At 64.4% G+C, this 4,860-nt stretch carries 9 protein-coding genes; all 9 read right to left on the minus strand.

Annotation, left to right across the window (positions count from 1 at the left end; translation table 11 throughout):
* The coding region (gene rpsC / locus IT472_RS12255) for a 30S ribosomal protein S3 (protein ID WP_297181962.1) at positions 1-369 on the minus strand (369 nt) is incomplete at its 3' end.
* Between the two features lie 2 nt (positions 370-371).
* Positions 372-764, minus strand: coding sequence for a 50S ribosomal protein L22 (gene rplV / locus IT472_RS12260; protein ID WP_297181964.1), 393 nt, complete (start codon positions 762-764; stop codon positions 372-374).
* A 9-nt stretch (positions 765-773) separates the two neighbouring features.
* A complete protein-coding gene (gene rpsS / locus IT472_RS12265; RefSeq protein ID WP_297181966.1) occupies positions 774-1,043 on the minus strand; it encodes a 30S ribosomal protein S19 in 270 nt (89 codons plus the stop codon).
* Positions 1,044-1,049: 6 nt separating this feature from the next.
* The gene (gene rplB / locus IT472_RS12270) at positions 1,050-1,877 is read right to left on the minus strand and encodes a 50S ribosomal protein L2 (protein WP_297181969.1); all 828 of its coding nucleotides are present in this window, start codon (positions 1,875-1,877) and stop codon (positions 1,050-1,052) included.
* An 11-nt stretch (positions 1,878-1,888) separates the two neighbouring features.
* On the minus strand, positions 1,889-2,188 hold the full coding sequence (rplW, locus tag IT472_RS12275; RefSeq protein WP_297181972.1) for a 50S ribosomal protein L23: 300 nt from the start codon (positions 2,186-2,188) through the stop codon (positions 1,889-1,891).
* On the minus strand, positions 2,185-2,790 hold the full coding sequence (gene rplD / locus IT472_RS12280) for a 50S ribosomal protein L4 (protein WP_297181974.1): 606 nt from the start codon (positions 2,788-2,790) through the stop codon (positions 2,185-2,187). Before rplD ends, rplW begins: the two co-directional genes overlap by 4 nt.
* Before the next feature lie 2 nt (positions 2,791-2,792).
* Entirely contained in the window at positions 2,793-3,449 is a 657-nt protein-coding gene (gene rplC, locus IT472_RS12285) for a 50S ribosomal protein L3 (RefSeq protein WP_297181976.1), read from the minus strand.
* Between the two features lie 11 nt (positions 3,450-3,460).
* On the minus strand, positions 3,461-3,772 hold the full coding sequence (rpsJ, locus tag IT472_RS12290; protein WP_297175219.1) for a 30S ribosomal protein S10: 312 nt from the start codon (positions 3,770-3,772) through the stop codon (positions 3,461-3,463).
* Positions 3,773-4,354: 582 nt separating this feature from the next.
* Positions 4,355-4,860, minus strand: a 506-nt coding sequence (locus IT472_RS12295; protein WP_297181978.1) for an EF-Tu/IF-2/RF-3 family GTPase, incomplete at its 5' end; no start/stop codon positions are given.

Here is a 4,860-nt window from a genome sequence, read left to right on the forward strand (position 1 = left end):
CTGCTGGGCGATCGATTCGGCCACCAGTTGGGCGTCCATTTCCGGCTTGCGCACTTCGGTGACGTTGATATGGGCGGGAACACCCATCACGTCGGACACTTCCTTGCGCAGCTTCTCGATGTCCTCGCCGCGCTTGCCAATCACCACTCCCGGACGGGCGGTGTGGATGGTGACGCGGGCGTTGTTGGCCGGACGTTCGATCAGGATCTTGCTGACGCCGGCCTGGGCCAGCTTCTTGCGCAGCACGTCGCGGACCTTGAGGTCGGCGGCAAGGTAACCGGCGAACTGCTTCTTGCCGGCATACCACTTGGAGTTCCAGTCCTTGGCGATGCCCAGGCGGATGCCGATCGGATTGACTTTATGACCCATGATTACTTGCCCTCGCCGACGACTACGGTGATGTGGCTGGTGCGCTTGGTGATGCGCGTGCCACGGCCCTTTGCTCGCGCCATGAAGCGCTTCAGCGAGGGACCTTCGTCGACCATGACGGTCTTGACCTTGAGTGCGTCGGCATCGTCACCGCCGTTGTTCTCGGCGTTGGAAGCCGCCGAATACACAACCTTGTAGATGAGCCCGGCCGCCTTCTGGTCCGAAAACTTGAGCAGGTCGAGCGCGTTCGCTACCGGAAGGCCGCGGATCTGGTCGGCGACAAGCCGTGCCTTCTGCGGCGAAATGCGCGCGGAACGCAGGATTGCCGTCCGCTTGCTGACCTCGGTGCGGGCGCGCTTGGCAGCTTCTTGCGCCTCTCGTGTTGCCTTGTCCATGTGCGCTCCTTACTTCCCGGCCTTCTTGTCGCCACCGTGCCCCTTGAAGGTGCGGGTAGCGGCGAACTCGCCGAGCTTGTGACCGATCATGTTCTCGTTGACCAACACCGGGACGTGGTTCTTGCCGTTGTGGACGGCGATGGTGAACCCGATCATTTCCGGGAGCACCGTGGAACGACGCGACCAGGTCTTGATCGGCTTCTTGCTGTTGCCCGCGGCCTCCACCTTCTTGAGCAGGTGGTGATCGATGAACGGGCCTTTCTTGAGGGAACGTGCCATTGCCGATTAGCTCCTGCGGTCGCGCACGATGAACTGCTGGGTGCGCTTGTTCTTGCGCGTCTTGTAACCCTTGGTCGGCACGCCCCATGGGGTGACCGGATGCGGGTTGCCCTGTCCGGCACGCGCTTCACCGCCGCCGTGCGGATGGTCGACCGGGTTCATGGCCGCGCCACGGACGGTCGGCTTGACGCCGCGCCAGCGGGTTGCACCGGCCTTGCCGAGCTTCTCGAGGCCGTGCTCGTCGTTGCCGACTTCACCGATGGTCGCGCGGCACTCCGAGGACACCTTGCGCATTTCACCCGAGCGCAGGCGCAGGGTGGCGTAGACACCTTCGCGTGCCACCAACTGCACGCCGGCACCGGCGGCACGGGCGATCTGCGCGCCCTTGCCGGGCTTCATCTCGATGCAGTGGATGGTGGTGCCCACCGGGATGTTGCGCAGCGGCAGGGTATTGCCGGTCTTGATCGGAGCATCGTGGCCCGCGATCACCTGGTCACCCGCCTTCAGGCCCTTGGGGGCGATGATGTAGCGACGCTCACCGTCGACGTAGCACAACAGGGCGATGTGCGCGGTGCGGTTGGGGTCGTACTCGATGCGCTCGACGCGTGCCGGAATGCCTTCCTTGTCACGCTTGAAGTCGATGATGCGGTAATGCTGCTTGTGCCCGCCGCCGATGTGCCGGGTGGTGATCCGGCCATGGTGGTTGCGACCACCGGTCTTGCCCTGCTTTTCCAGCAAAGGCGCATGTGGCGCCCCCTTGTGCAGATCGGGCGTCACCACGCGGACCGCGCTGCGGCGACCGGCGGAGGTGGGCTTGAAAGTCATCAATGCCATGGGTTTGCTCCTCAGGCCGAGACGGTCATGACGTCGATCGACTGGCCTTCGGCCAGCGTGACGTAGGCCTTGCGCATGTCGCTGCGACGACCAAGGCGCTGGCGGAATGCCTTGGCCTTGCCCTTCACGTTGACCACGTTCACGGCCTCGACCTTGACGCCGAACACCTGCTCCACGGCCGCCTTGACGTCGGCCTTGGTTGCGGTCTTCGCCACTTCAAAGACGTATTGGTTGGACACTTCCTGCAGACGTGCGGTCTTTTCGGACACGCGCGGCGCACGGATCACTTCGTACAGGTTTGCGGCGCTCATGCCAGCCACTCCTCGATCTTCTTCACCGCGTCGGTGGTGACCACCACCGTATCGGCACCGACCAGCGCAACCGGATCCAGGCCCTGCACGTCACGCACCTGCACATACGGCAGATTGCGGGCGGACAGGTACAGGTTGTCGGTGGCTTCCTCGGTCACGATCAGCGGGCGCTTGCCGACGTTCAGGCCTTCCAGCTTGGCGACCAGGCCCTTGGTCTTGGGCGCGTCGACATCGAACGCCTCGACCACGGTGATGCGGCCCTGACGATTCAGCTCCGACAGGATCGAGGCGATCGCCGCGCGGTACATCTTGCGATTGACCTTCTGCGCGAAGCTGCGCGGCTTGGCCGCGAAGGTCACGCCGCCGCCGACGAAGATCGGGGCCGTCAACGCGCCGTGACGCGCACCGCCGCCCTTCTGCTTCTTCGACTTCTTGGTGGTGCCGTTGACTTCCGAACGGGTTTTCTGCGCCTTGGTGCCGGCGCGACCGGCATTGCGATAGGCGACGACGACCTGATGGATCAGGTCCTGGCTGAAATCGCGCCCGAACACGGCGTCGGACACGGCCAGCTTGGTGGCGCTGCCGTTGATATTGAGTTCCATGCTCAGACTCCCTTGCTCGCCGGACGCACGAGCACGTCACCACCCGGAGCGCCCGGAACCGCGCCACGCACGGCGATCAGGCCGCGCTCGACGTCGACCTTGACGACCTGCAGGTTCTGGCTGGTGCGGGTGACGTCACCCATGTGGCCGGACATCTTCTTGCCCGGGAACACGCGGCCCGGGGTCTGGCGCTGGCCGATCGAACCCGGCGAGCGATGCGACAGCGAGTTGCCGTGGGTGGCATCGCCCATCTTGAAGTGCCAGCGCTTGATCGTGCCCTGGAAGCCCTTGCCCTTGCTCACGCCCTGGACATCGACGATCTGGCCTTCGGAGAAGATGTCGGCCTTGATCTCGCCGCCGACTTCGAAGGCGCCAATCTGGTCGTCCTCGACGCGCAGCTCCCACAGGCCACGACCGGCTTCCACCTTCGCCTTGGCAAGGTGGCCGGTTTCCGGCTTGGTCAGCAGGCTGGCGCGCTTGACCCCGGCGGTCACCTGCACGGCGCTGTAGCCGTCGGTGTCCACGGTCTTGATCTGGGTAATGCGGTTCGGCGTGGCCTCGATCAGGGTCACCGGGATCGACTTGCCGTCCTCGGTGAACATGCGGCTCATACCGGCCTTGCGACCGATGATGCCGAGCGAATGCTTCTTCGCGCTCATCTTCGGTCTCCTCAGGTCAACTTGATCTGGACGTCGACGCCCGCCGCGAGTTCGAGCTTCATCAGCGCGTCCACGGTCTTGTCGTTGGGGTCGACGATGTCGAGCACGCGCTTGTGCGTGCGGGTCTCGTACTGGTCACGCGCATCCTTGTCGGCATGCGGCGACACCAGCACGGTGTAGCGTTCGATCTTGGCCGGGAGCGGGATCGGACCGCGCACCTGGGCGCCGGTCCGCTTGGCCGTCTCGACGATCTCGCTGGCCGAACGGTCGATCAGGCGATGATCGAACGCCTTCAGCCGGATGCGAATCTTCTGGTTCGCCATTGTGGTTGACCTCGTAAATCCTGAAAGAGCGACAGGCATGGCGGCTTGGTGCGCCGTGCCCCGAATGGTGTTGATTGCCTTGCATGCGCCGCCAACATGGCCCGACGCCAGATCCGCCACACCGGGAATCCACTGACGCGCAGAAAGGCCCCGCCGATGTGCTCCGGAAGCTTCCGGAGCGGACGAGGCCTTGCCGTGCGACATCTCCCTGTCTGGCGAACACGAGGCGCGTCCTGCACCTCATTTCGCGACCCTGCGCAATCCACATTGCGCGAGGGTCTTGCATTTTAACGGATGCAATCAGAACTGCGCAAGCCCTGACTGCAAATTTTCTTTATCGCAACCGCTGCCGTGCCAACCAGCGGGCTTTGCTCTAGCTCGTCGTCCCCGCGTAGGCGTGCCGCTTCTGACAGACGAACGTCTGTCCAACCCATGGACGTTCGCTTTCGCTCTGAATGTCCTTGGATACGCAGACACGAGGTCTGCGAAACGATGCCCGCTTTCGCGGGGATGGATCCCCGCCTGCGCGGGGATGACGCACTGACAAAGGCCAGCGCGCCTAGGCGCGCTGGCGTCAGTGCGTCACTTGACGATCTTCGCCACCACGCCGGCGCCGACCGTGCGGCCGCCTTCGCGGATCGCAAAGCGCAAGCCTTCGTCCATCGCCACCGGGTGGATCAGCGTCACCACCATCTTGATGTTGTCGCCAGGCATCACCATCTCCACGCCTTCCGGCAGGGTCACCGCACCGGTGATGTCGGTCGTGCGGAAGTAGAACTGCGGGCGGTAACCCTTGAAGAACGGCGTGTGACGGCCGCCTTCGTCCTTGCTCAGTACGTACACTTCCGACTCGAACTCGGTGTGCGGCGTGATCGTGCCCGGCTTCGACAGCACCTGGCCACGTTCCACGTCGTCACGCTTGGTGCCGCGCAGCAGCAGGCCCGCGTTGTCGCCCGCCTGGCCCTGGTCCAGCAGCTTGCGGAACATCTCCACGCCGGTCACCGTGGTCTTCTGGGTCGGACGGATGCCGACGATTTCCACTTCCTCGCCCACCTTGATCACGCCGCGCTCGATGCGCCCCGTCACCA

The organism is Thermomonas sp. (assembly GCF_020850895.1).
GTDB lineage: Bacteria > Pseudomonadota > Gammaproteobacteria > Xanthomonadales > Xanthomonadaceae > Thermomonas.